The 24,720-nt window shown below is 50.3% G+C and carries 24 protein-coding genes; 3 read left to right on the top strand and 21 right to left on the bottom strand.

What is annotated here, in order from left to right:
• Positions 1-135: 135 nt before the first annotated feature.
• The 13 genes from infC to EDM56_RS20285 form a co-directional block, all read right to left on the bottom strand.
• Positions 136-621, bottom strand: coding sequence for a translation initiation factor IF-3 (gene infC / locus EDM56_RS20345; protein WP_122919753.1), 486 nt, complete (start codon positions 619-621; stop codon positions 136-138).
• Positions 622-726: 105 nt separating this feature from the next.
• A complete protein-coding gene (locus EDM56_RS20340; RefSeq protein WP_122919752.1) occupies positions 727-1,968 on the bottom strand; it encodes a DUF4073 domain-containing protein in 1,242 nt (413 codons plus the stop codon).
• A 287-nt stretch (positions 1,969-2,255) separates the two neighbouring features.
• The gene (locus EDM56_RS20335; RefSeq protein WP_122919751.1) at positions 2,256-2,492 is read right to left on the bottom strand and encodes a DUF3892 domain-containing protein; all 237 of its coding nucleotides are present in this window, start codon (positions 2,490-2,492) and stop codon (positions 2,256-2,258) included.
• Positions 2,493-2,537: 45 nt separating this feature from the next.
• The gene (locus tag EDM56_RS20330) at positions 2,538-2,762 is read right to left on the bottom strand and encodes a hypothetical protein (RefSeq protein ID WP_122919750.1); all 225 of its coding nucleotides are present in this window, start codon (positions 2,760-2,762) and stop codon (positions 2,538-2,540) included.
• Positions 2,763-2,841: 79 nt separating this feature from the next.
• Complete coding sequence (locus tag EDM56_RS20325) at positions 2,842-3,636, bottom strand: DeoR/GlpR family DNA-binding transcription regulator (RefSeq protein ID WP_122919749.1); 795 nt, start codon at positions 3,634-3,636, stop codon at positions 2,842-2,844.
• Positions 3,637-3,640: 4 nt separating this feature from the next.
• Entirely contained in the window at positions 3,641-4,681 is a 1,041-nt protein-coding gene (locus EDM56_RS20320; protein ID WP_122919748.1) for an ABC transporter ATP-binding protein, read from the bottom strand.
• The gene (locus tag EDM56_RS20315) at positions 4,678-5,472 is read right to left on the bottom strand and encodes an ABC transporter permease (RefSeq protein ID WP_122919747.1); all 795 of its coding nucleotides are present in this window, start codon (positions 5,470-5,472) and stop codon (positions 4,678-4,680) included. Before EDM56_RS20315 ends, EDM56_RS20320 begins: the two co-directional genes overlap by 4 nt.
• Positions 5,469-6,320 carry an ABC transporter permease gene (locus EDM56_RS20310; protein WP_122919746.1) on the bottom strand — a complete coding sequence of 284 codons (852 nt, stop codon included), beginning with the start codon at positions 6,318-6,320 and terminating at the stop codon, positions 5,469-5,471. The genes EDM56_RS20315 and EDM56_RS20310 overlap by 4 nt, the downstream gene beginning before the upstream one ends.
• 70 nt (positions 6,321-6,390) lie before the next feature.
• Entirely contained in the window at positions 6,391-7,212 is an 822-nt protein-coding gene (locus tag EDM56_RS20305) for an alkaline phosphatase family protein (protein ID WP_183192534.1), read from the bottom strand.
• Positions 7,213-7,233: 21 nt separating this feature from the next.
• Positions 7,234-8,367 carry an ABC transporter substrate-binding protein gene (locus EDM56_RS20300; protein ID WP_122919744.1) on the bottom strand — a complete coding sequence of 378 codons (1,134 nt, stop codon included), beginning with the start codon at positions 8,365-8,367 and terminating at the stop codon, positions 7,234-7,236.
• A 368-nt stretch (positions 8,368-8,735) separates the two neighbouring features.
• Positions 8,736-9,533, bottom strand: a complete 798-nt coding sequence (locus EDM56_RS20295) for a HipA family kinase (protein ID WP_122919743.1) — start codon at positions 9,531-9,533, stop codon at positions 8,736-8,738.
• Positions 9,526-10,677, bottom strand: coding sequence for a glycosyltransferase family 4 protein (locus EDM56_RS20290; RefSeq protein ID WP_122919742.1), 1,152 nt, complete (start codon positions 10,675-10,677; stop codon positions 9,526-9,528). Before EDM56_RS20290 ends, EDM56_RS20295 begins: the two co-directional genes overlap by 8 nt.
• Before the next feature lie 16 nt (positions 10,678-10,693).
• Complete coding sequence (locus EDM56_RS20285; protein WP_122919741.1) at positions 10,694-11,719, bottom strand: CotS family spore coat protein; 1,026 nt, start codon at positions 11,717-11,719, stop codon at positions 10,694-10,696.
• Positions 11,720-12,019: 300 nt separating this feature from the next.
• Between EDM56_RS20285 and EDM56_RS20280 the strand changes: the two genes are divergently transcribed.
• Positions 12,020-13,150, top strand: coding sequence for a glycosyltransferase family 4 protein (locus EDM56_RS20280; RefSeq protein ID WP_122919740.1), 1,131 nt, complete (start codon positions 12,020-12,022; stop codon positions 13,148-13,150).
• A 91-nt stretch (positions 13,151-13,241) separates the two neighbouring features.
• On the opposite strand, the gene EDM56_RS20275 is transcribed toward EDM56_RS20280, so the two are convergent.
• From EDM56_RS20275 to EDM56_RS20245, 7 genes are all read right to left on the bottom strand, one after another.
• Positions 13,242-13,745 (bottom strand): DinB family protein, encoded by a 504-nt coding sequence (locus EDM56_RS20275; protein ID WP_122919739.1) that lies wholly within the window; start codon positions 13,743-13,745, stop codon positions 13,242-13,244.
• Between the two features lie 22 nt (positions 13,746-13,767).
• Entirely contained in the window at positions 13,768-14,598 is an 831-nt protein-coding gene (gene nadE, locus EDM56_RS20270) for an ammonia-dependent NAD(+) synthetase (RefSeq protein WP_122919738.1), read from the bottom strand.
• Positions 14,595-16,070, bottom strand: coding sequence for a nicotinate phosphoribosyltransferase (locus EDM56_RS20265; protein ID WP_122919737.1), 1,476 nt, complete (start codon positions 16,068-16,070; stop codon positions 14,595-14,597). Before EDM56_RS20265 ends, nadE begins: the two co-directional genes overlap by 4 nt.
• Before the next feature lie 3 nt (positions 16,071-16,073).
• Positions 16,074-16,640: a cysteine hydrolase family protein gene (locus EDM56_RS20260; protein WP_122919736.1), complete on the bottom strand. Its 567-nt coding sequence runs from the start codon at positions 16,638-16,640 to the stop codon at positions 16,074-16,076.
• 249 nt (positions 16,641-16,889) lie between these two features.
• Positions 16,890-18,590 carry a putative bifunctional diguanylate cyclase/phosphodiesterase gene (locus EDM56_RS20255; protein WP_122919735.1) on the bottom strand — a complete coding sequence of 567 codons (1,701 nt, stop codon included), beginning with the start codon at positions 18,588-18,590 and terminating at the stop codon, positions 16,890-16,892.
• A 20-nt stretch (positions 18,591-18,610) separates the two neighbouring features.
• On the bottom strand, positions 18,611-20,407 hold the full coding sequence (locus EDM56_RS20250; protein WP_122919734.1) for a putative bifunctional diguanylate cyclase/phosphodiesterase: 1,797 nt from the start codon (positions 20,405-20,407) through the stop codon (positions 18,611-18,613).
• Positions 20,408-20,589: 182 nt separating this feature from the next.
• Positions 20,590-21,120, bottom strand: a complete 531-nt coding sequence (locus tag EDM56_RS20245) for a dUTP diphosphatase (protein WP_122919733.1) — start codon at positions 21,118-21,120, stop codon at positions 20,590-20,592.
• 283 nt (positions 21,121-21,403) lie between these two features.
• On the opposite strand from EDM56_RS20245, the gene trhO reads away from it, so the two are divergent.
• The gene (gene trhO / locus EDM56_RS20240) at positions 21,404-22,327 is read left to right on the top strand and encodes an oxygen-dependent tRNA uridine(34) hydroxylase TrhO (protein ID WP_122919732.1); all 924 of its coding nucleotides are present in this window, start codon (positions 21,404-21,406) and stop codon (positions 22,325-22,327) included.
• Positions 22,328-22,545: 218 nt separating this feature from the next.
• Here trhO and EDM56_RS32105 read toward each other — a convergent pair whose 3' ends face one another.
• Entirely contained in the window at positions 22,546-22,671 is a 126-nt protein-coding gene (locus tag EDM56_RS32105; RefSeq protein ID WP_281274973.1) for a hypothetical protein, read from the bottom strand.
• 143 nt (positions 22,672-22,814) lie between these two features.
• On the opposite strand from EDM56_RS32105, the gene EDM56_RS20230 reads away from it, so the two are divergent.
• Positions 22,815-24,629 carry a sigma 54-interacting transcriptional regulator gene (locus EDM56_RS20230; protein WP_122919730.1) on the top strand — a complete coding sequence of 605 codons (1,815 nt, stop codon included), beginning with the start codon at positions 22,815-22,817 and terminating at the stop codon, positions 24,627-24,629.
• Positions 24,630-24,720 lie beyond the last annotated feature (91 nt).

Below are 24,720 nucleotides of genomic sequence, written 5' to 3'. Positions count from 1 at the left end.
GCCAGTTGAAAGACGTTACTTGCGTGCAATTGTGGTAAAACAAAAGGGGTCAAGACTAGTTGGGGTACCACACGAAGATACGCATATGTCCGCGAAAAAAACGGAGAATCCTTGATCGTAGGATTCTCCGTTTTTTTACAACGGCTTGACGATAGCGACCACCTGCTTGCCGCTCACCTGTATGCCTTTATCCTGCATGCCACAATGCTTGAGGTCACGGACAAGCTGCTCGATCAGCTCTTTTGCCGCTTGGCTCTCCTTCTTCTCGAGACGCACCACCAGCTCAACCGCATCCCCTGACGTCAAAATACGCTCCGCCTGACGCTTTTTCGTGTCGTAATCGTGCTCTTCGATATAAGCGCTCAGACGAATCTCTTTTGTTTTCATGCCTTTTTCCGTCTTTCGCTCCTTTTGCTTCTCTTGGTTCAGCTGTTTTTTATGAGAAGTCTGGTCAACTAGCTTGCACGGCGGCGGGCTTGAACTGAGCGATAGACAGACGAGGTCGACCTTCAATTCTTTAGCCATTTTCAACGCTTCTTTCGTGGAGACGATCCCCAAATCCTCGCCATTCACACCAGTCAACAGCACTTCTGCTGCTTTGATTTTTTCATTTACAATCATGTCAGCTTCCACCTATCACTCTTTACTTTATCTTTCTATTGTACCATGCATGAGTCGTTGCCTGCATGAAAGAGCCGTGGAAGCATGTGAGTCTTGTAACCTTAATTACTTCTTGAATTTGAGCAGCTTAGACTTACCGTCTTCCAGATTCATTTCCCCTTTATGGCGGACATACACGACCTGGTTTCCTGGAAATGTCGGCGGATTTGCCGGATCGTAATCCTGCCAGTTCTTTTGTTGGCCGACGGCATACTCCATATAGGAAGTCGCACCGACAATCACGTTTTTCTTGTCATCTGCCGTTACATCCGGCGCCAGTTGTTCAATTTTGCCATTATGGATACTGAGCTTCTTGATTACTTTGTCATGTTGATAGTCATAGGCCTGAATGACGACATCGTCACCATTTACCTCCAAACGAAGACCTTGCTTGAAAGCTGCCCCATCCGGCGCGACGATTTCGCCGCCATTTGGCCCTGCAGACATCCAGCCCGTTTGTATGGCACCTGTGTTTACGACGGTAAATCCGTGCTTGTCTCCACCTTCCACTTTCTTTTTGCCTGCCCAGTCTGGCAGGTTCAGATCCCAATGCGTATGGCTCGTAAAGAAAACGACCTGCGGATAATCTTTCAGAATATCAAGGAGCTTCTCCACATTCAAATAATCGTTTAGATAAGGATCTTGCCTGGAACCTGAGATACTGTCTGGGAGAACATGATGGGAGAATACAAAGATCGGCTTGTCCTTATCCTTTTGCTTGTAGTGCTCCAGGTTTTCTTTTAACCACTCCAGCTGTTCATCGCTCATGAAGACTTCATCCCACATTTTCGAATCGTGGTATTTCATGTATTTCTCTGTGCCAAGGAAGAGAAACGGATATCCTTTGATTTCTTTTTTATGATAAACGCTCTCTTCCCCGCTGAATTGGTAGAAATTTTCAAACAACTCTTCTTCCGTTGTACCATTTGGCCACGTATTTTGAGCAAGCGTTTGGGGATCTTTCCACTTTGGCACATAAAACTCATGATTTCCGATGCTGTACCACACGTTTTTGGGATGAGGATTCTGATCGAGTACATCCTGTACGGCTTGATATTCAGAATCGTAGCCGCGTGGGGTAATATCACCATTGACAATCAGTGCTTCCGATTTTGGATTGCCCTTGCTGATGTCTTGCAAAACATGACCAAAATCTTCAAGGTCCCCTTGAATATCACTGATTACGTCAAATGTCATCGTTGCCTTTTTCGCAGAAACTTCGTCTTTAGCATGAGCGAAGTCAACGCTTGGCAAGACTCCCCCCAACAGGATGGCAGAAGCAGTGATACCTACAAGCTTTTTTTTCATTACGAATCTCTCTCCTCGCCTTGTTTGATGTTGTTTTCATTGTTTGTTACCCCTAAATAGTAGACAAACAACGTTAAACACATGTAAATCCAACGTTAAGAATCCAAAAACAACTAAAAATGGTTCGTATTTACTAGTTGCTTTTAGAAACAAAGGCATAGATCATCGACTTATCCTGGGTCTGCATTCCCTGCTAGTGGTTTTTTTCCGTTGCGTCCCCAATTAACTCCCATACCAATACAAAAAAGCCCGATTCCAAGAATCGAGCTTTTTGCTTGCCTTTTCCCTTAAAAAAGCGGCAGGTTGTCCAAATTATTCGATTTATCCCCATCAGGGATGCTGCGCAAATGCTGATCTCCATCCCGCCCTTTGAAAAGTTGGACGTTTTCGATCTCACCCTGCGCTGCCAATCGCTGTGCGACGAGATAATCCACTTCATTGCCATTGGACAGGCGCAGCTGAATGATGTCCCCATCTCCATTTTTCCGCACTGCCACGACGTGTGGCTTCTGTTCGTTTTCCATGGTGTTTCCTCCTTTGCAAGCATTCTCCAATATGATCTCCATTCATCAAAATCCCATGCAGCATGCCACGGACAAAAAACAAGGACGATCATCTCCACTCTCCTGGAAAGATCGTCCTTTGTGTTTCACTTGATTCCATTGTTCTGCTTTTGTTTTCGTCCGTCGCGATCGCATATCAACCAATGCGAAGAGGCTTCGATTGTCCGCTGGATTCCGTCTGCCTTCCCGAACCAGCTTGTCGCGCTGCTTTTGTGCTTTGCTTTTTGCCATGCGTGTGGCCTCCTCATTCTTGTATGTGAAAAACGCAGCCCGCCAAGCTTTTGGCGGCGCCACGTCTTACGTTGTCTTCCTATTCTACTTCTGATGCCTCTAACCATGCAATCCCTTTTTGCTCCAATTCCGCTGCCCACGAGGACGGGTTTGGCAGATCGGAGATCAGGAGGTCGACAGCTTCCAACGGTGCGATTTGGCAAAAAGCCTGTATGCCGATTTTGCTGGAATCCGCGAGCACGATAACTTCTTTAGCCACACTGATCATTTTGCGTGTGACCATCGATTCGCTCAAATCATAATCGCTGATGCCGGTCACGAGCGAAACTCCGCCGACGGAAATGAAGGCGCGGTCCACATGGAAAGCGGACAAGAAGCTTTCGCACAGCGCGCCGCCGCTCGACTGCTGCTCCGGATTGAGCTCGCCGCCTAGCATGATGACTTTGCCGCTGAACACATGATTGTGTATCGCGTTGATCAGGAGGGATGCAACCGGAACGGAATTCGTCAAGATCGTCAGCCGTTTGCGGTCGCGGATCGAGCGTGCCAACTCAAGCACAGTCGTGCCCGTATCCATGAGAATCGTATCGCCGTCTTGCAAAAGTGAAGCTGCTTTTTGCCCGATTCGCTGCTTGGCTTCACGGTTGAGGTCCTGCCGGTTCTCATAGGGAGGCTCGCCCGCCTGATAGCCGCGTTTTACGGCACCGCCATAGACCCGTGTGAGAAGCCCGAGTTTCTCTAACACATCCATATCGCGTCGGATCGTCTCGCTCGATACTTGCAGACGTTCCGCTAATGCGACGACCTTTACTTTGTTATTGCGATTCAATTCATCTACTATGATGCTTTTTCGTTCCTCGGATAAGAGCGACAATGGACTACCCTCCTTGTCTCAGCGGGATGCACTCTCGTCTGGGGATCGTCAAGGTAACAGGAGTGTTGACCTGGCACCACTCCAGTGCGCCCGAATTCAGCACATCGACAGAAAGCTGTACTTCGTGCACATCTACTTGATAGCGGATTACATTCCCTTTCAATGTGACGCTGCGGACGGTTCCTGGCACTTCCCACCCGGCTGTCGCATCTAAGTTGCCAAACTGATCACCAGGGGAGAGGGAGATAACCTCAGGTCGAATCGCATAGCTGCGCTCCGTCGGGTAGTTCACACCTGTTAGGGCGCCTAGCTCCCGAGCCGTAAACACGTTATAGCTGCCGATGAAGCGGGCGACGAATTCACTCGTTGGCGCAGCGTAAATGTCGGCTGGTGAACCGTATTGCACCAATTCGCCTTTGTTCATGATAAACACCCGATCCGAAACCGTTAGCGCTTCCTCTTGGTCATGGGTGACGAAAATCGTGGTAATGGACAGTTCCTGTTGGATTTTTTTCAGCTCGATTTGCAAGCTTTTCCGGATTTTTGCATCCAGGGCTGACAACGGCTCATCGAGCAGGAGCACCTTAGGCTCGACCACCAGGGAGCGAGCGAGAGCCACCCGTTGCTGCTGTCCGCCTGACAGCTGGTGCGGGTACGACTTTTCTCTGCCCGTCAAATCGACCAGCTGGATCATCTTTTCGACTTTTCCCCGATAATCGGCAGGGCTCATCCCCTTCATTTTCAAGCCGAAGCTTATGTTTTCATATACATTCATATTGGGAAACAGCGCGTAGGATTGAAACACCATCCCGACGCTGCGCTCTTTCGGAGCTAGCTGGGTGATATCCGTATCCCCGATGTACATCCGTCCACCGGCATCGATCTCATGCAGACCGGCGATGCAGCGCAAGAGCGTGCTTTTCCCGCAGCCGCTCGGCCCGAGCAGCGTGACCAGCTCCCCTTTCTCAATCGTGAGCGAAACATTTTTGAGCACCTGTGCATCCTGAAAGTGCTTTGTCACATTATCAATCCGAACGTAACTCATTTTCTGCCCTCCTTCTGCATGCGACCGAGCCGCAAAATCACCCAGGATAATAGGAATATCAACACAAAGTACGATACGACAATCGCACTGGACAAATGGCCGTTTTCATCCATCCTGCGTTTTAGGTAGATTTGGATCATCTCGTAATGGCCGCCGATTAACAGATTCGCCAAAACGAACTCGCCGAACAAGATCGAGAACGACAATAAGGTCGAAACCATGATCCCCGGCAATATATTAGGGAAAATGACACGCCAAAACGCTTGCATTTTGCTAGCTCCCAAAAGCTCTGCCGCATCGACCAGTCGCACGGCGTCCACCGTCCGCATGCTGTTGCGAATGCCCTGGTACATATAAGGCAGAATGCTAATAAAATAGGCGCCGATGACGATCCACACCGTGCCGGACAGCTCGAATGGACCGCTTGAGTAAATTTTGATCAAGCCGACGGCGAGCACGACGGGTGGAATGGCATATGGCATGGTCACCAAAGCCTGAAACCATCGCTCCCATCGAGGCAGGTAAACCGTAACAATGAAGATCGATGGAACCATCGTCACGAGGCTGGCCACGATAGTTACGCCGCAGACAAACAACGTCCGTCCGATCGCATCCATGAAGCGTGGATCGGCATACAGATCCGCATACCATTGAAAGGTATAGCCTTCCGGAAGTACCGTCCGATACCAGTCAGTGGCGATTGAATACAGAAACGTCGCCAAGAGCGGCAGAAAGAGATAGACCAGCACGACGGTGATCGTCGAGGTATGGAACCACTTGCGCTCTTTCATTGCAAATCCCTCCTCACCCGCCGCATCATCGTCTCATTAAACCAAATCGCGACCACCATAATGATCGCCAAAATGACGGCGAGCGCTCCTGCGAGCTCCGGCTTCACGTAAATATCGCCGGAAACCATCGTCCCGATCCGGATCGCCAACAGATTATAATTGCTGCCTACTAATGCATAGGCAGTCGCATAAGCGCCCATCGCGTTGGCAAACAAAATGCTGAATGTTCCGGCGATCCCTGGAAGCACGACGGGAATGCCGATAGAACGCCAAAACTGAAAAGTGGACGCCCCAAGCAATGTGGCAGATTCCCGCCACTGCTGATGGATCCCGAAATAGGTCGGGTACAGCATGAGAATCGCGAGTGGTAGCTGAAAGTAGAAGTAGACAAAGGCAAGTCCCGTCCAGCTGTACAAATCAAATGAGGCGAACACATCCCAGCCCCACTGCTTAAACAGAAGTGTAAACAGCCCGTTACTTCCGAGCAAAATCATATAGGCAAACGCAAGCGGCACCCCGGCAAAGTTGGATGTCATGTTGGATAGCATCAGGATGAACTCGCGACTTTTTGCGGAAAATCGGGTGATGGAATAAGCGGCAAAGAGTGCTATGAGAATCCCGGCGATACTGGAGAAAAACGAGATGAAGATGCTGTTTTTCAAAGCGACTAAATAAAATTTGTTGGTTAATGCCGTCGCGTATTGAGAAAGGGTCCACGCCCCACCGCCGTCTGCGGTGAAGCTGCTGATTACCATCGCGATAAGCGGCAGCAGCATGAAAGCGACCGTAACGAAAAGAAAAGGAAGCAAAAACAAATACAACATTTGATTGCGAGTCTTCCAACGCATCGTAAGTCTCCCCTTTGTAGCAGATGTCCCCCCCGCTGTTGCAGGGGGAATCCGCTAATGCATCCGTTCATTATCCGACCAAAAACGGATAGGAATGTGTAATCATTGCCTCTGATGGATTGATGCCCAAAAGCTTGCACACGAGCGGAGCTACAGCCAGCTGCGGCATCGATTCTGAATAGGACCCCGGCTGAAACGCCGAGCCGATCGCATAGAACGGAACGTGACGCTCTGCGTCTCCTGTGCCGCCATGCTGGCCATCCTCATTCATTCCATGATCAGCGGTAATCATGATTTGATAGCCGGCGTCCATCCATTCGGGCAGCAGATTCGCCAAAATAACATCCATCTCGATCGCCCTGCCGCGGTATTGCTTGGAATTGGAGCCATATACGTGTCCAGCATGGTCCAATCCCATTGGATGAATATAAAGAAAGTGCGGGTCTTGTTTGCGGCGAATAATTTCGGCATCGAGGATGAGATGCGAGTCGGGGTACGCGTCTTCGAAGTAAAAGCTGCCGCATTGGATCGGTTTGCTTTCATCGTATTGCTGACGGTCCTCGACAAAATGAAACGGCGCTCTGTTGTACAATTCGCTTACCCAATAATAGGCGGCTGCGCCATTGCGGAGACCAGCCTCGCGCGTGAGGTGAAACAAGCTTTGCTCCTTGGAGAGCCGTACCGCTTGATTGGAGGTGATGCCATTGACCGAGCTTGGCGTACCTGTGAGCAGTACTTCGTACAGCGGTCTAGACATGCTGGGCAATTCCGAGATGACCTTCAGATGCGCGGCCTTTCCTTTTTCGACCAAATGGTTGAGAAAGCCCATCTGCGTCAGCGCCGTTTCGTACTGCAGTCCGTCGATTACGACCAGTATCACTTTCTGCATCATGTAAGCCTCCTTGCCGCTTGCTTATTTGACATTTACCAGCACTTGTTCTTGCCACAGCTGCGGCAGTTTTTTCGCTGTTTCTTCCCAATCTTTGTAATTCTTGATTGGCTTCGCATTCGTGTACTGTTCTTTTGGAATCAGTTTGCTCGATACATCGTCAGGCAGCTTCACACTGTCGCGGATCGGACGGGCAAAGCCTTTCGCCAAGTTGATTTGACCCGCATCGCTCAAAATGTATTCACGCGTAAGCTTCGCTGCGTTCGGATGAGGTGCGTATTTGTTGATGATGGTCGCATAGCCGCTTACGACGCTGCCTTCTTGCGGAATCGCTACTTCAAAACGCTTCGGATCGATTTGGTCGCGATAGCCGAGCGAGTTGAAATCCCACAAGAGACCTACTTCAACTTCACCTTTCTCAAAGTTGGCTGTCTTTACTTCCGCACTGGAGAGACGTCCTTGCTTTGCCAGATCGGCAAAGAAATCGATGCCTGGCTGAATGTTTTTCTCGTCGCCGCCGAATGCCATCGCGGCCGCCAAGACAACCATCTGCGCCTGCGCAGCCTTTTGCACGTCGCCGATCGCAACCTTGTAGGTGCCGTTTTTCAGATCAGCCCATGATTTCGGCGGATTTTTGACCAGTTCTTTATTCGAGATGATCGAGATCGTGCCTTGGTACCCGACGATCCAGTTGCCGTCCTTGTCTTTGGCCCAGTCAGGAATCTCATCAAAATAGGAAGTTTTATATGGCTGTGTGACGCCTTTCTCAACGGCAACCGGGCCAAAGGCGATTCCTACGTCGCCGATGTCTGCAGTCGGGTTATTTTTCTCGGCGTCGAATTTAGCAATCTCCTCCGCACTCGACATGTCGGTGTCCGTGTGCTTCAAACCATATTTTGTGCCGATGTCATTCCACGTGTCCTTCCAGTTCGCCCATGAATCCGGCATGCCGACACTGATGACCTCGCCTTCTTGCTTTGCTTTTGCTTCGACTTCTTCTTTTGTCAATGGCTTTTCCTCGGCGGGTGCGGCACTGTTCCCCCCTTGGCTGGTCCCTGAACCGTTTGTCGTGGTCGTCGAGCAGGCAGCCAAGGCGACAACCATCGTTCCCGCCAACGCGCCGCCAAGCCATTTGTTCCATGTGCTGCTTGTTGCCATTTCCGTTCACTCCTCTTGTTTTTTGTGGTTTTTTTCATTTGTTTGACTTCTTCTAGTCTAGGGAACAGATGTTAATTGGCTTTGCAATTTGTGTAAAAAGAGTATGAATAGTTTGTGAGGATTAGACTACCCTTTTCTTAATAAAAACCGCATAAAACCAGTAAAGCGGGGGAATCTAACGATATAGTCATGATTTCCATACACAGGAGGCAGCAGGCATGTCCAAACAAAACGGAGTCAAAAATGAAATGGGAAAGAAAGAAAATCCCTCACAAACCCGGGCTTCCAACACACTATCCAAAGAAGAAACCAAATCAAAGCAACAGGGAGAATAGCAAGAGCATCTCGCTCTTCTCTTCCCCCTGTTTTTACTTTCGCTTGTATTCTTTTTCGCCCTTGTACGCCAGCCACTTGCGCATGATGGAACGGATTTGGCCTTTTCGTTCGGTGAGCAGGCGGAGGATGAACGCTCGCTCCGCTTCGCTGCATACAATGTGCGGAACATCATTGACCAGATGGGCCAACTCTTCATCGCCAAGCGCCTCGATTTTCGCGATCATCGGCTCTAAATAGGAGGACCGCCGAGTGAGGCGTGCCATACCTTCTGACACATGATAAAATTGCCATAGCTTTTGCCAATACGGTTCATCCCACTTGTGCCGCTCCCATTTATGCGGAGAACCGTGCAAGGTAAGTCCGTGATCGATGAGATACCAGTCATACGCTTCATCAGGACTGTTCCGGTACAAAATCATGTTTTTTCCTGCAGCGCGATCGATATTCGTAATCCATGCATCAAAAACCACTACCATCCGCAGCAAATCCACATGTTTGATATGCCGCTTGGCGTGCAGCCGAATTTCTTCCGGCAATTGCCGCCACAACACGACTTCATTCGCCTGAACGCTAACCGAAACCACTCCAGTGTGGGCGATGCCATCGGGTCCCACTACGGTCGCAAGCTGCAGCTCGGCTGATGGCAGCCCGAGCCTTGTAGCGAGCTTCGCCGCGATCCATTCATTGGCGATCAGCGGCCCCGAATAATACGCCTGCTCTTTTGTAGCGAATTTGAAATAACCGCTTCGTCCTACATTCGATCCAACTTTCCAAACGACCCCTTGCCGTTTTTGCACCATCTCTTCCTGCAACCGCCAGCGCTCAATCATGTCGGCCATCCTCCAGCTGAACGGCTGTGGTTGACTCGATCGGGTGTTTCGGCAACCGCTCAAATAACGCCATATACCGTGCCGCAATTTTTCGCCAATCGTACATCTCCGTTCGCTTAAAGCCTGCGCGTATCCGCTCTTCTGTACGCGAGCCGTCGCGCCAAATATTGATTACGCTGCCCGCAATCGCCCTGCTCGTCACTGCGGGAATAACCTCGGCTACTTTGCTCGAGACGAATTGGGACAGACCGCCTGAGCGCGTCGAGGCGAGCGCGATCCCATTGGCCAAAGCCTCAAGGGCGACCAATCCGAACGATTCCTGCTTGCTTGGCACGATTACCACTCCGTGCTTGGCATATTGTTTTGCGACCTGTTGAGGCGGCAAGAAGCCAAGCCATTTCACATATGGTTCCAGCTTCCATTTTTTCACTAGAGTAATAAGACGCGCCTGATAGGCAGCGGTGCTTGCGCGGCCGATGATCGTCAATTTGACATATGGCGCGCGCTTTGCCAACATGGCCACTGCTGCTAGGAGCTCTTCGATGCCTTTTTGCCTGGTGAGCCTCCCGACAAAAAGTAAGCTTGTACGTTGCTTCTTATCATGGGGCGCTGTTCGTCTGATGCCGTTTTCGATGACATCGATTTTGCGCTTACACTCCGGATAATTCGTTTGCAAGACGTTTTTTAGCCAATTGCTCGGAACCACGATCCGATCTGCCAGAGTGCACAACCGCTCTTGCCGATCGGACACAATGCCACGTCCAGCCGTTCTCGCCTCTTGCTTTACAAGCGAATGACAGGTATAGACGATCGGAATCCCGTGCACTTTCCGATAATAATGGGCCAAATTGGCGAAGCAGACGCTGTGTATGTGAATGACATCTGGCAGTGGCCACTGATTTCGCCGCAGCCATACCACTGTCGGTTCGTATTGGTTTTTCTTCTTCGCCGCAGAGTAAAATGGCTCCCGATCTGGCAAATGAATGATTTGCAGCGGTCCGCAATCCTTGACCTGGAGTTCCGATTCCGAATGATGCGTGATCAGCGTCACCCTTGCTCCGTACTGAACAAAGCAATTGGTTAACTCGGAAGCGACGATGCCGAGTCCGCCGATGATGCGTGAGGTTTCGAATTCATTGGACATTACCCATATCTCCACCTCATCCACCCCGCTTCATATACGCATGCAAATTTTGCAAAAAGCCTATCATGTTTGCTCTTGCCCGCTGTTCCTTCTGAAGCGCGTGCTCCAGCTCTCGCTTCCCTTCATCCGTACGGGTGTTGTATTTTCGCAAGATCCGATACGTTTTATGCGGAAACAACAACCAGGCTGCCAAAAGGGCATATTCTTCCTTCGCAATTCTGTCAACGCTCTCATAGCCTTCCAGTATCGTTTGTGCGATGGAAAAATCCCAATCATTGCTCTTGTTTGCCAAACGAATCAATCGGTAAATATCATAGATCCGCAGATCCATCCGAATCGTTTCGAAATCGATCAGGATCGTACCCTTTTTGGAAATGACCATATTTTTGGGGCCACAATCGGCATGGCAGTATGTTTTGACTTCTTTCGCTTGCTCGCACAGATCGGCGTAGCGGCTTTTGGCAAGCATCTCGATCGCCACATCCGCATCATGCATGATGTTTTTTCCGTGCTCCTGGAGAAAATTGGTCAATCTTTCGGAAAGGCTACCTCTCTCCGCTTTCTTCACGTATTTCGTGATCATTTGGCGGTACAGCAAAAATTGCTCGGGCCATTTCCCCAGCCATTCTCGGGCCTCGCAAGCCGTCAACGAAATGCCGCGGGCGGCCTGATGAAAAGCAGCCAGTTCGCGCGCACATTTCCTCATATCTTCATGGTCCCTGGGATCGGGAGTTCGCCCGTCGATCCAAGGGGTTATTACATAATACTCGTCTGCTCCTGTGCTGCTCGTTTGAATCAGCTTCTGGTGCGCCTCTTTCGGATCACGCCAGCAAATGTTATCGTAGCCTTTTCGTTTCAGCTTACGAAGCAGCCGATCGATCCAAGTAACCTCGTCGGCTTCATAATTCAAACGCTTGATGCAGTATGTCTTTCCATTTTGCGCCGTGACTCGGTACACACCAGCCTTCACTTGCTCACTTGTTGCTACCTTCAAATGGAAGTGTCGGGCCAGGCGCACGACCATTTTTTGTTGTGCATTCACTGTGCCTCACCTCTTTTTCGTCATCTATATCGCAACGATCCAGCTAGTAATAGAGAATGCAATTCTTGCGAAAAACGAAACGGACAAATTGACCCGGTCAAATACCCGTCTTCATTTCCCTATCCGCAATCTACTATTACACTTGTCTATACCTTGTGGACACGATGCTCATATGGTATGGAAAGGGAGAAAACATGGCGGAGCTGTTCGAGCAGAAAAAACCGCCACGCATAACAAACTCTGAATGGTAGCAATCGTTACCGCGTTTAAAAATCGCAGGTTACGTGAGGTGAGTTCCCGATGAAGCTATTGTTTATTGCACCCGGTGCCAAACCTGTCTCTGCGGAAACAGGAGGATCTGTGGAAATTTCTATCTACCAAATTGCCAAACGATTAGCGAAAAAGTACCAGGTCACCGTGCTCTGTCGCTCCTCTCCCAAACTTCCGAAGCGTTCTCGCGAGGGCAAGTTGACGATCGTACGTATTCCCGCACAAGGAAACTACTTGAGCAATGTGATCCGTTATGTGAAAAAAAACAAATTTGACTGTATTCAAATTGACAACCGACCGAACTATATTCCTGAATTGCGCAAGACACTTCCCGAAACGCCGCTCATCTTAAGCTTGCATTCACTTACCTTTATGGACCGGTTGGAAGAGTCGCAGCAAGAGGAAATTTTGCAGCTAGCCAGCGCCGTCGTCTGCAATTCGCAGTTTATTACTCACTATTATCAGCAGCGATTCCCTCAACACCGTAACAAGCTTACCTGCATTTATTTGGGGGTCGATCTGGATCAGTTCCGGCCGCCGCAGCCGTTGCGCAAGCATAAAGAACGTGCACGCCACCAAGTGGAGAACACGTACAATATTTTGTATGTCGGTCGCGTGATTCCGATGAAAGGCATTCACATCCTGATTGCTGCCGCCGAGATTGTCCAACGGATGCATGAGAATACAAGGCTGGTTATCGTCGGTGAATGCACGCCTAGCTATCGAAAGGAACTAGAAAAAGAAGCAGAAGAAAAAGGGGTACGTCTGACATTCATTCGCAATATGTCTCCCAAGTTCGTGCACCGTGCATACTGGCTAGGCGATTGCCTCGTCTGTCCAACCCAGTTCCAGGAAGCGTTTGGCCTCGTGAATGTGGAGGCAATGGCGTGCGAGCTACCGGTTATCGCCTCCAATCGAGGTGGCATTCCGGAAATCATTCACAGTGAAAATGGCATCTTGATCAACGAGGCGGATTCCCCTCGTCGGTTCGCCCATGCCATTGATCTGCTGATTTCATCCCCTGCGTTTCGCGATGAATTGGTTGACCGAGCATCGATAACCGTGCGCCTCGCCTTCAGTTGGGACAAAACGGCCCACCACTACAAACTACTCTATAAGCAGCTGCTTCCGCCCGAGCCGGAGCCTGCCGTTATCGCTTGAGAGTAGGTTTAAGCGCTTGATACGCTCCTTTTGCAAACAAAAAGAACCGTCCCAGCTGCATGTGCAACTTAGACGGTTCTTTGCTTCTCGCCTAGATGGCTGGCGGTTCCATACCCATTTGAGCCCATTCTTCTTTGCTAGGCCCGTAAACACCAGGTACTGGCAAACCTGCCTGCCGCATCAAAATCGTCATTTGTCCGCGATGGTGAATCTGATGCGAAATGAGGATGGAGAGCGTGACGCCATTTGGCCACTTCATGCCGTACATTTCACACTCTTCTACGAGTGTTGCATCGGTCCATTGGCTTTTAACCGCATCAAGCAAAGCCGCGCTTGCAGAACGGTATGCATCGGCAATCTCCTTGGCGGACGTCGGCAATGCGGCATCATGGTGAGGCGCATCGAACTCAAGTCCGGTCCGGCTCATCATCTCATGCAGTGTGGTCACGATATGCCAGGCAAGTCTGCCGAGCGTACGGTCCCCAGGGGTTACTTCTTGCTGTAAGGACGCATCTGTCAGCACATCGAGAATTTTTTGTGTACCGGCCGCTTCGTGGCCCCACTCGTGTTCGAATGCTTGAATGGTTTGGAACATGGTAAACCCCTCCTCTATTTGATTAAACCGTCTTCCACCATGTGTCGTAAGGCGTGACAGGCAAATGGCGTTTATGACGGGTCATCATGAATTTCGCTTCCAGCTTGCTCTGCACCTCCGGGCTAACGTCTTTTCCTTCCAGAAAATCGTCGATCTCTTCATACGAGACGCCCAGCGCCGCTTCATCAGGCAGAAGCGGCTTGTTGTCCTCGAGGTCAGCCGTCGGCACTTTCAAGTAAAGCGCTTCTTCCGCGCCGAGCGCTTGCAACAGCTGTTTTCCTTGGCGCTTTGTCAAGCCGGTCAGCGGTGTCAAATCGCAGCCGCCATCACCGAATTTGGTAAAGAAGCCGGTGACCGCTTCTGCCGCATGATCGGTGCCGATGACAAGCAGTCCTTGATCGGCCCCAATGTCGTATTGCACTTTCATGCGCTCGCGTGCTTTTCGGTTGCCCTTGGCAAAGTCGGAAATCGGCTTGCCGAATACGCGTTGCCATTCTTCTTCCGCTGCATCTACAGCAGGCTTGATATTGACGGCAACCGCCTTGTCCGCACGGATGAAAGCCAAAGCGCGTTGCGCATCTTCTTCATCCTGCTGCGTTCCATATGGCAGGCGGACCGCAATGAATTCATAAAGTTTGCCCGTCTCCGCACGCAATTCCTCAACTGCGAGCTGAGCCAGTCTGCCTGCCAAGGAAGAGTCTTGACCGCCGGAAATGCCTAGTACATACCCTTTGGCATGGGTAGCCAGCAAGTAATCTTTTAAAAAACGAACGCGATCCGCGATTTCCTGAAGCGGGTCGATCGTTGGTTTCACACACAATTCCTCGATGATTTGCTCTCGTAAGGTAGTCATACGGTATCGTTTCTCCCCTCGTCTTGGCGCTTTGTCGTAAGATGCTCCTGGATCAACTTCATCTTGATATCCCAGACTTGCTGGCTCAAGTTCACGTAGTATTTTTCTGGATTCAGCTTGCGGAGGTACTCGTCCCAAAAGAGTCCTAGCTGGGAACGATGATAGGCGCGAATCGCATCGAGACCAGGCAATTGATAGACTTGGCGCCCGTCCTCAAAAATGGTGTGCAGTACTTCGTGCGCTTCGTAATCGGACACGATTTTGTGCATGTAGGTATGTACCGGATCGAACAATTTTAAATAGGTTTTGCCATGTACAATTTCTTCTGCAAGCGCCAAGTAATCTCCTTCTGCTTTTGCAGTTCGCTTGCTGATAATGCGCCACAGTTTCTTTTTCCCCGGTGTCGAAATCTTTTCCGGATTGCCCGATATTTTGATGGTCGGGATGTATATGCCATCTTCCTCTTTGGCAACCACTTTGTAGACGCCGCCCAGTGAAGGATCATCCGCTGCGGTGATCAATTTCGTACCGATCCCCCATGAATCGATCCGCGCCCCTTGGGCCTTCAGATTCAAGATCAAATTTTCGTCCAAATCGTTCGATGCAACGATCTGCACATGCTTCAACCCAGCGTCATCCAGCATTTGTCTCGCATGGATGGACAAATACGCCAAATCTCCGCTGTCGATGCGGATGCCTTTGACCGTAATCCCTTTTTTCTGCAGCTCCAAGCCGACCTTGATCGCATTTGGAATCCCGCTTTTCAGCGTATCATAAGTATCGACCAGCAGTGTCACCTGGTTCGGCAGCGCCTCGGCAAAGCGGCGGAACGCCTCCTCTTCGCTTGCATGGTCCTGCACCCATGAATGCGCATGCGTGCCTTTTGTCGGTATGCCAAACATCATGCCCGCCTTCATGTTGGACGTGGCATCGAAGCCCGCCAAATACGCAGCGCGCGCTCCCCAAATCGCTGCATCCGCTTCTTGAGCGCGGCGTGTGCCGAATTCGAGCAATATGTCGTTGGGTGCGATCTTGCGGATGCGGGCTGCCTTCGTCGCGATCAGCGTCTGATAATTCATGAACGTGAGTAGCGCTGTTTCAATGAGCTGTGCTTCGAACACACGCGCCTCCACCTGGATCAAAGGTTCGTTCGGAAACACCAGCGTTCCTTCCGGCACAGCACGAAGCGTTCCGGTAAAGCTCAGCTTCCGCAACTCATCCAAAAAACCTGAATCATACTGCTCTTCCTGTGTGGCAAGATATGCGATTTCTTCCTCAGAAAACGACAGCTGGTTAATGTAGCGCACGATCCGCTCCAGCCCGGCAAACACAGCGAAACCATTGCCGAATGGCAAGCGGCGGAAATACGCCTCAAACACCCGTTTCTTGTTGTGCGTACCGTTTTTCCAATGAGCGTACATCATGTTGATTTGATATTTATCGGTTAGCAAGCTAAGTTGGTCAGTCGCCATGTGTTATCCCTCGATTTCTTTTTCCACCACGGCAGCTCCCAGGCTTCCAGCAAAGTGTCCCAACGCCCATTCATGACCAGCCGGATTGAAGCTCTGGACCGCATCTTTGTGAACCACGATGGAAAATCCTTTGTTGTACGCATCGACAGCCGTATGAAGCACGCAAATATCCGTGCAAACACCGACCAGATGCAGCGTATCGATCTGGCGCGCCCGCAAGCGCAGCTCGAGATCGGTGCCGGCAAACGCGCTGTATCGCGTCTTATCCATCCAGTAAATCGCGTCTGCCGATTTCCGATACACATCGGCGAGGCCGCCATACAGCTCTCTCCCCTTTGTGCCAAACAAATTGTGCGGCGGAAACAGCTTGGATTCAGGGTGATACGGATCGTTTTCATGATGACCATCCACCGCCATCACGACAAACTTGCCAGCGGCAATGAACGATTGGGTCAGCTCGATAATCCGCTGCTCAATCTCCTGGCCTGGTTTGCCACAGGTGAGCTTACCGTCGTCCGCCACGAAATCATAGGTATAGTCGATCACAATCAATGCTTCTTTCATCGTCATCCCCCATCCCCCTACAAAATTCGACTTGAAATCAATCTTGCAGATGACACAGCAATACCTTTACATAATCAGTTGATTTAACGCAACGATGAGTTTCCCTAGATTATACTGCTTTTTCCGTAAAACCCCAAAAAATTCGCGTTTTTTTGCTGGCATGTAGCAGATTCGTCAACATTTGCCACTTCGAGTTATATTTGAAACGAACAGAAAAAGGCGGGATTGGATCATCCCGCATGTGTTGCTGTTTGGTTATTGCGCCGATTCGCGTTTTTGCAAAAACTGCTCGAACTCTTCCGCGAACAGCGGCTTGCTGACATAGTAGCCCTGAATCTTGTTGCATTGCAGCTGCTCAAGAAACGCAAGCTGCTCCTTTGTTTCCACACCTTCCGCAGTAACCTGCAGCCCCAACGCTTTTGCCAGTGACACGATCGCTTTGGTGATGGCCGCGTCATCATCTTGGTTCACGACGTTTTGGATGAACGATTGATCGATCTTAAGATTGTTCAACGGGAAGCGGCTGAGATAGCTGAGCGAAGAGTAGCCGGTGCCGAAATCATCGATCGCCAACCTGACGCCAAGCCGTTTTAGCTGGTGCATCGTGGTGATGACGCGGTTCTCATCGTTCATCGCGATGCTCTCCGTGATTTCGAGCTCCAGGCTTTGCGGCGGCAACCCCGTCTTGCCCAACACGCGATCAACCATCAGCACCAAATCCTCTTGCTGGAACTGGCGAGCTGACAGGTTGACGGCCACTCGCAAGTCTGCAAATCCACGATCCTGCCATTCCTTTGTTTGCTGGCATGCGGTTCTGAGCACCCATTCGCCGATTGAAACGATCAGACCTGTTTCTTCCGCGAGCGGGATGAAGCTTGCGGGCGAGATCAATCCGAGCTCCGGATGGCGCCAGCGAAGCAGTGCCTCCATCCCGATGATCCGACCACTCGGCAATTCCAGCTGCGGCTGGTAACAGACGATCAACTCTTCGCGCTCCAACGACTTGGACAAGCTACTACCCAGATGCACATGCTCTGCCGCTGCTTTGCTCATTTCCTCGGTATAAAACTCATAGCTGCCGCCACCGAGCTCCATCGCACGGTACATCGCTGAATCGGCGTGCTTAATTAGCTCGTCAGGGTCCATTCCGCTTTGCGGGTACAGACTGACGCCCACGCTCGTCGTGACGAACAGTTCGTGGCCTTCCACGACGATGGTCCGTTTCAATTGTTCGATCAGGCATTGGACAAGCTGATGAACGCCTTCCTCTGTTTTGACAAGCGGCATCAAGATCGCGAACTCATCTCCTCCGATGCGTGCCACCGTATTTTGGGGGCCAGCCATACTCAGTAGCTGGCTTGCCACATTTTGCAGGACCAGGTCGCCGATCGCCGTGCCTAAGCTTTCATTGACGCTCTTGAAATTGTGCAAATCCATGCAGACGACAGCGACCATGCATTCTCGTTCCTGCGCATCGGCGATCGCCTCTTCGATTTTCTGCAAAAACCTCATCCGATTGACCAGCCCGGTCAACGAGTCGTGTCCGAGCTGGTGCTGAATTTTTTGCTCATACTGACGGTGTGCCGTTATATCCGAAAAAATTGCGATATAGCCACAGATCGTTCCTTTCTCTCGAAGGGGCGCGATCCGCAAATTTTCCAAATATATCTCCCCATCTTTTTTGCGGTTCCAGATCTCTCCGCTCCAAAAGCCGGTTTCACCAATGCAGTTCCAAAACTCGCTAAAAAACAAGCGATCGTGAATGCCCGAGTTCAAAACGCGCGGCGTCTGTCCGATCACTTCAGCCGGCGCGTACCCCGTAGTAGCCGAAAAGGCGGGATTAACCCGCCTGATGACCCCAAATTTATCCGTTATCATGATACTCTCTATGGTTTGTTCAAAGATGGTCGATGCCAACACAGCATCGGTAACAAATGGTGTCAATTGCTGTTCCATTAAGCCTATTTCCTCACATTCTACGTAACCAGTTCAGGGCCTTTCGATGCTTCTGTATTCAACCACCGTGCAAAATCGTGGGAGGAAAGCGGTTTGCTCAGGATGTACCCCTGTATTTCATCACATTGCTGATCTTGCAAAATCCGCAGTTGACCTGTGGTCTCCACTCCCTCGGCGATCACGTTCAGACCGAGACTGTGTCCAAGTGTAATCAAAGCTGTGGCGATCGCCGAATCTACGGTGCCTTTCGACAAGTCGCGGACGAACGGTTGGGCAATTTTCAACGTGTCGAGCGGGAAATGCTTTAGATAACTGAGCGAACAGTAACCCGTGCCAAAATCGTCGATGGAAATCAGCACGCCCATTTGTTTCAAGTCATCCAAAATGGAAATGATCGTCTCCTCGTTTTGCATGAGGATGCTTTCCGTTATTTCGAGCTCCAGCCAATGCGGAGCAAGGCCAGAAAACGTCAGAGCGAGACTCACCTTATCCACCAGGTTGTGCTGGAACTGGCGGGCCGACAGATTGACAGATACTTTGAGCGGCAAAAAGCCCTCGTCCTGCCACTTTTTGTTTTGCAGGCATGCCGTCTGAATGACCCATTCCCCGATCGGCACAATTAATCCGGTCTCTTCTGCTAGCGGGATGAAATCAGCCGGCGAAACCATCCCCAATTCTGGATGATTCCATCGTAAGAGCGCCTCCATCCCAATCAGCTCACCGGTCTTGATGTTCATCTTCGGCTGATAATACAGTTCAAATTCATTTTTGGCCAAAGCCTTACGTAAGTAGCCTTCCAACATGAATTGGCGGGTCGCTGCAGCCGACTTGTCTGCACGGTAAAACTGGAATGTGTTCTTTCCGAGTTCTTTCGCCAAATACATGCCGGTATCCGCATGCTTGATCAGCGTTTCCGCATCCGCGCCATCTTGTGGATACATGCTGATTCCGATGCTTGGGGTTATGTATAGCTCGTGCTTTGCCAACGGGAACGGCCCAGCAAACAATGCGATGACCCGCTCAGCCCATTCGGCAGCTTCCAGCTCGGTGCAGTGCGGAACCAACACAGCGAACGTATCACCCGAGACACGCGCCACCGTCCCCGCATTCACGAACAGGTTGCTCAATCGTACCGCTACCGACTGCAAGAGCTGATCGCCGATTCCATGGCCTAGCATGTCATTGATGATTTTAAAGCGGTCCAGATCGAGAACGAGTACGGCAAACGTGCTTTGGACACTTTTAGATTCGTCAATTGCCGCCGCTGCACGGTCGAAGAAAAACAACCGGTTTGGCAAGCCGGTCAGGGAGTCGTTTCTGGATTGATAATCAACCATCGCCTCGATCTGCTTACATTCCGTAATGTCGACAGCCATACTCAGGACGTGGCGGCTGGCGTTTTCTAGAAATGGAATTTTGATCACACGGACCCAGCGCTGCTGGTCGCTCTTGTCCGTGTAAGCAACCTCATACTCGACTTTTTGTTGGCTTGACATGATTTCCCGGTCTTCTTCCAGCTGAAGCTGGTCATTGAAATCATGGCGCCTGAAATCTCGCACATTGCGTCCGATCATCGCTTCCGGCGTCTGATTGTATTCGGCTGCATAACGCTTGTTCGCGAGCGTATAGTAGCCGTCCCAATCTTTTACGCTGATCATGCAGGGACTTTCCTCAATGATTTTCATAACCATTTTCATCTCGGCCGTCGCCGATGGTTCGTTTCTCAAACCTTCAAGTTGTTTCTCCGTTTTTCCTCGATAATAGAAATGATAGAGTGTCAATCCAGCGATGACTGACAGGAGCGAAAAGTAAAGCATACGTTATCTCCTTATAAATGGGCTGTGTAACGGAGAAATTTTCCTTCATCTACCTATTCTATGATTTCTACCAATTCTCTGTCAAAGAAAAAACGCAGACAGCTAAATGGTGCAGACCCGATTGTTAAAAAAAAGACGATTTTTGCTTTCAAAGCAAAAACCGCCTTTTCGAGTAGCTCGTTTTATTTCAATACGCGCACGCCGCTGCTTCCAAAACCGCCTGCACCGCGCTCTGTCTCGTCCAACTCATCCACTTCTTCAAAAATTGCTTGCGGAACCCGTCCCAGCACGCCTTGTGCAACACGATCGCCCTTTTTAATGAAATAGGCATTAACATCCACCGCTTCAGCTGTGCTGATTTTTGCCTCTCCGACCGAGAAACATTCGTTACCTTTCTCACCGCTAGCCAGACGCGTGTTTTCGATCAGGACGCACACCTCTCCCCGATAGCCGGCATCGATCGTCCCCGGTGCATTGGGAAGACGGAGCTTCGTCTTTGCGCTGATGCCGGAGCGTGGGCGGATTTGCAGCTCAAAACCGGCCGGGATGGCAAATGCAAGTCCGGTTTGTACTTTTGCCGTTTCTCCCGGTCCAACCAGGATGTCCTCTACCGCAACCAGATCAAATCCAGCGTCCATCGCTTTGGCGTATGCCGGAATGACAGCGTCCTCGCGCAATTTTTTTACTTTCACTGGAACGTGTTGAATATCCATCTTTCGTTTCCCTCCTACAGGTCGCCCGGCTTCTCTTTGTTTGCGACACATATGTGTCCACTTGTGCCACCAGGCCTTTGTCAGCCGCATCAATCAACCTTGCTAACAGTATCACATTTCGATAGAATCCATCAATATAGTGCCACTCCTGCCTCCCAATCTCGCAAAGATGAAAAAAGTCTTATTCATGACCAAAACAAGGTTATGCATTTTGTTTGCAATAGTGGTATTCTATTAGGTATGGGTAAGAATCAATTATCATACAGGATGGTGTGGCTTAAGCATGACTGAACAAAAACCATATCGTGTGCTACTATATTACAAATACGTACACATCGATCAGTATGAGGAATATGCTGCTGAGCATTTGGCCTTCTGCAAGGAGCTGGAGCTGAAAGGGCGCATTCTCATCGCGGAGGAAGGCATTAACGGTACAGTTTCCGGTACAGTCGAACAGACTGATGCGTATATGGAATACATGAAAAAAGACCCTCGCTTTCACGATACCTTCTTCAAAATCGATGAAGTGGATCAACACGCGTTCAAAAAAATGTTTGTTCGCGCGAAAAAAGAATTGGTGACCTTCCGACTGGAAGACGACATCGATCCAAATCAGCTGACCGGAAAATACTTATCGCCGAAGGAATTCCACGACGCTTTGCAAGAGGAAGACGTCATCGTGCTGGACGGCCGCAATTACTACGAGTATGACATCGGCCACTTCCGCAACGCGATCCGACCTGAGGTAGAATCGTTCCGTGAATTCCCTGACTGGATTCGTGAAAACTTGAGCCAGCACAAGGACAAAAAGATTCTGACGTACTGCACAGGCGGCATCCGCTGCGAGAAGCTCTCCGGCTTCTTGATTCGCGAAGGCTTCAAGGATGTGGGGCAGTTGCACGGCGGGATCGTGACGTACGGCAAAGACCCTGAAGTACAAGGACGCCTGTACGACGGTAAATGCTACGTATTCGACGAGCGCATCTCCGTACCGATCAACCATACGGAAGAAGACATCATCGTAGGCAAATGCCGCTTCTGCGGCAAACAGGAAGACCGCTACGTCAACTGTGCAAACCCAGAATGCAACGATCAAATGATCTGCTGCGAAGAATGTGAAACCGAACACCAACGCTCCTGCTCCACCGAATGCCGCGAGCATCCAAGAAATCGTTACGTAAAAGAATTGCCAGTTCTCAACGGCTAAGAAGAAGAAACTACGTTTCTTCTATAAAAGAAAAAGTCAGTTCCCAACAAGGAACTGGCTTTTTTTTCTTTCTTACTCTCTTTCTTTTTCTTTTTATCTTCCCTCCCCATCATTATGCAGGATGGCCGTGACAGGAGTTTTGAAAGAAAGTGGAGCCCAAGCTTTGACGATGCCTACCAGGCGCGAGCGCAAAAATGGAAACGCCTTTCGCGCCACATCTACTCCGCTGAGATACTCCCGCCGCGCAGCGTGTGGCTTTGGGGCGCGGTTTCCATTTTTGCGCTCGCGCCGTTCTCCCCGACCCCATTGGGCATCGTCACCGCTTGCGCGGAACTTTCTTTCAAAACTCCCCACCGCAAAACCCGCCGTCCTGCAAAATGCCCCCTCCCTCCTCTTTCATTTCTATAATTTTCAGGATATTTGTTCCAAGGATTGAAACGGATATGGTACAGTTAAGTAGATTAGCTTTATTTTCGGAGGTGAATGGATGAGTTTTCTCAAGGAGATTCAGCAAACCGCACAGCAAGTAGCAGAAGCGATCTCCGCCGCCCTGCAAATCGAAACAGAGATCGTCGACGATTCCATGACGATTATTGCGGGCACAGGCAAGTATCACGAAAAAATCAATTCCAAGGAAGAAGGAGGACAGATTGAAGCCGGTTTTTTATACGGCCGCGTCCTGCAAACGAATCAGCCATTCGTCGTCGAGGATGTGCAAAACGATCCCTCCTATGACCCTTCCGTGCTCGCGGGAGTGGCGGAGGAGCTTGCTGAGCTGTGTACCCCGATCCACCATGACGGCAAAGTTATCGGCGTCATCGGCTTGATCGCCTTCAATGACTCTCAGCACCGCACGCTTATCTCCAACAAAATCGCGCTGCTTACCTTCCTGCAGCGTATGTCGGAGCTGCTTAGCACCACGATTGCCGAACAAGAAGCGGTGAATAAGTGGCTGAAAACCATGCACCAGCAGGAAGTGCTGATCGAATCGATTCATGAGGGAATCATCGCAATTGACGAGCACGGTAAGATCACGACATGCAATCTTACCGCCCAGCAATTGATCAAACGGGCGAAAGACGAACTGATCGGGCAGCCGCTCTCTTCCATTTGGGACAATTCCCCGATGCTATCGGTTCTCACAACTGGGAAAGGCTATGTTGGACAGGAAGAACGCTACGTGCTCGACAACCACGAAATGCACTTCATCGTTACCGCAAGACCGATTCATCTTAATGAACAGGTCATCGGAGTGGTTGCTTCCTTCCGCAGGATGGCTGAAATGCGGCGCCTCGCCTATGAGCTGACCACTGAGCCGAAGGATTTGAATTTTTCGGAGATTCAAGGCAAAAGCCGGGCCATCTCCGTTGCACTCAAGCAAGCGCAAAAAGTGGCACGAGGTAACTCCAACATCTTAATCACCGGTGAAAGCGGGACGGGAAAAGGGATGATGGCTGCGGCAATCCACTTTTCCAGCACGCGTTACAAGGGCCCTTTCATCATCGTCAACTGCGGCGCGATTCCGGAAGCATTGCTAGAAAGCGAGCTGTTCGGCTATGCAGGCGGCGCCTTCACGGGAGCCAAGCGTGAAGGGAAAGCAGGTAAATTCGAGCTCGCGGACGGCGGAACCATCTTTCTCGATGAGATCGGCGATTTGCCGCTTCACTTGCAAGTGAAGCTACTACACGTTTTACAAAGCAAGCAAGTGGAACGAGTCGGTTCCAATCAAGTGACCCAGGTTAATATCCGGGTCATTTCAGCCACCAACAAGAGCTTGGAAGAAATGGTGCAAAACAAAGAGTTTCGCGAGGATTTATATTTCCGTTTGAACGTCATCCCCTTGCAAATGCCGCCGCTGCGGGAGCGTGTAGAAGACATCCCGATCCTGCTCGATCATTTTTTGGTGAAATACCGGCAAATGATCGACACTCCCCTGCTCGACTTCAGCGATGAAGTGAAGCAGCTATTTATGCAGTATCCATGGCCCGGTAATGTACGGGAGCTGGAAAATGCAGTTGAGTATGCAATTAACATGGAAACGACCCCCTATGTCGGCATTGAAAGCGTGCCCGCAAGAATACGCCGCGCTGTTCAATCAAAAGAAATTGACATGGGCGTTGATGATGACATATCTTTAAAAGACCGTCTAAAAATTTATGAACAGCGGATTCTAACGGAACTGCTGCAAAAATACGGTCATTCGTTGGAGGCAAAACGGCTTATCGCGGAAAAACTCGACATCGGACTAGCTACCCTTTACCGTAAGCTGGAAGGGTTTAAACTTCTCGAAAGCGAGAAGTAATTTCTCTTTTGTTGGAATGAGCGAGAGCCACCTTTGCACGAATGCATCAGCAGTAAAGCAATGCCACAACTCGAACAAGTCTAACAGAGTT

It is taken from the genome of Brevibacillus fluminis (assembly GCF_003710825.1).
Classification (GTDB): Bacteria; Bacillota; Bacilli; order Brevibacillales; family Brevibacillaceae; genus Brevibacillus_D; species Brevibacillus_D fluminis.
Note: the sequence above shows the minus strand (reverse complement) of the source record. Positions and strands in the feature narration are given on the sequence as shown.